Here is a 1,676-nt window from a genome sequence, read left to right as displayed (position 1 = left end):
GCGGCGACGCGGGCGCGGTCCACCGCGCCGTCGTACGCCCCCGGCGCGTCGACCAGTTCCCGCCGTCGGTCGCGGACGGCGTCGGCCAGATCGGCGTACGGTTCGGTCTCGCCAAGCGCGGTGTCCCTCATCGACGTCTCGGTCTCGATCTCGCGGACCGCATCGGCGAGCGTCGAGACGTCGTCGGCGACCAGCGCGCGGTCCGCGGCCGACCGCTCGCCGTGCACCGTCGCCGACCGGCGAACGTCGCCCTCCTCGACCGCCTCGCGGGCGATCCTGTCGATCCCGGAGTCGGTCGCGACGTCGAGGTGGTCGCGGGCGCCGCCGGCGTGTCGCGTAGGTCGGGGCCGTCGGTCGCCTCGCCCGCGCCGAACGTCGCGGCCGGTCGGTCCGGTGCGGCGTCCGCGGGGGCGTGGCTTCCCGAGACCGCGACGCGGACGCGGTGCCTGTCGGTCGTCCTGTCGCGCGTCGACGCCCGATAGGTGCTGACGCCGAGGAACTCCCCGTCGGGTCCCGTCCGTACGACCGTCCGCTCCCACCGGGCGGTCGCGACGCGGTCGACGGCGACGTTCCGGGTCGCGTTCCCGAACGACAGCGATTCCCCGGGCGCTGCCGTCCCGCTCGGGACCCCTCGCGGCACCCCGCTCCCGGTGACGCTCGGCGTCCGCTCCTCCCGTTCGAGGTCGACGAGGACCCAGCCGTCGTCCCGTCGCGGGCGCGGCGGATCGAGCCGTCCGCCGTCCACGACCGTCGTCGTCTCCGTCGACGCGGTCGCTTTCACCCGATGCGCGCGCTCTGCGATCGCCGAGATCTCGTCGTGGACCGTCACGGCCCCCACGTCGGCGGCGTGACCCACCTCGACCGTCGCGCGTTCGCCCTCGCGGTCGGGCGTCGGTTCGTAGACGGCACGCTCGCCCCGTGCGTCCCGGCCGTCTCGCGCGTCGGCCTCGACGTCCGAATCGAAGGTGCTCCCGGGTGGCGGCGCCGAGAGAACGGCGTCGGTCCAGGACGGACCGTGGACGGACACCGGCGCGAGCAGGTCTCGAATCCCCGTTCTCGCTGTCGCTCGGGTCACGCCGGCGCGGGCCGCGGGATCGCTCGCGCCGAACACGTCGCGTTGCACGCGCACGATCCCGGCGTTGGTCGACAGCTCGACGTGTCTGTTCGCGAGGACGTTCTCGACGGGGGCGCCGCCGTACTGGGCGTATCCACGCGCCCAGGTCGTCGCGTAGAGGCTCGCGGTCACCTGCCGCCCGAGTCCCGGCCCCTCGACCGGACCGCGGTCGAGCCGGCCCTCGAACCGCTCCGTCCGCTCGTGAGCCGCGAGCGTCGGCACCGCCACCACGACCGTCCGGTTCCGCGTCCGCTCGGCGACCGTCCGCCCGTCGCGAGTCGCCGTCGTCGTCACCGCCTCGAAGGTCACGCGCGTCGCCGTCCCGTTCTCGACGCTCGCGACGTGCACCCGATCTCGCGCCGCGGCGAGGTCCGCCGGTCCGTCGACCGCCGGGATCGACGCCGCGGCTTCGACGTCGCCGACCTCTGCGCCGACCTGGTCGAGCGCCGCGCCGCCCGCGATCGCGAGCCGGATCCGGAACGCGTCCGCGAACGCGGACTCCTCTCTGACCGCCTCCGCGACGGGGCCGTCCCCTTCCGACGGCGCCGTCACCGGCTCGGCG

General features: G+C 75.5%; 1 pseudogene. It reads right to left on the bottom strand.

Going from position 1 to position 1,676, the window contains the following annotated elements:
* Positions 1–1,676 (bottom strand): annotated as a pseudogene (locus tag GJ633_RS17415) (hypothetical protein); the annotation flags it as partial.

It is taken from the genome of Halorubrum sp. CBA1125 (genome assembly GCF_009742825.1).
GTDB lineage: Archaea > Halobacteriota > Halobacteria > Halobacteriales > Haloferacaceae > Halorubrum.
Note: the sequence above shows the minus strand (reverse complement) of the source record. Positions and strands in the feature narration are given on the sequence as shown.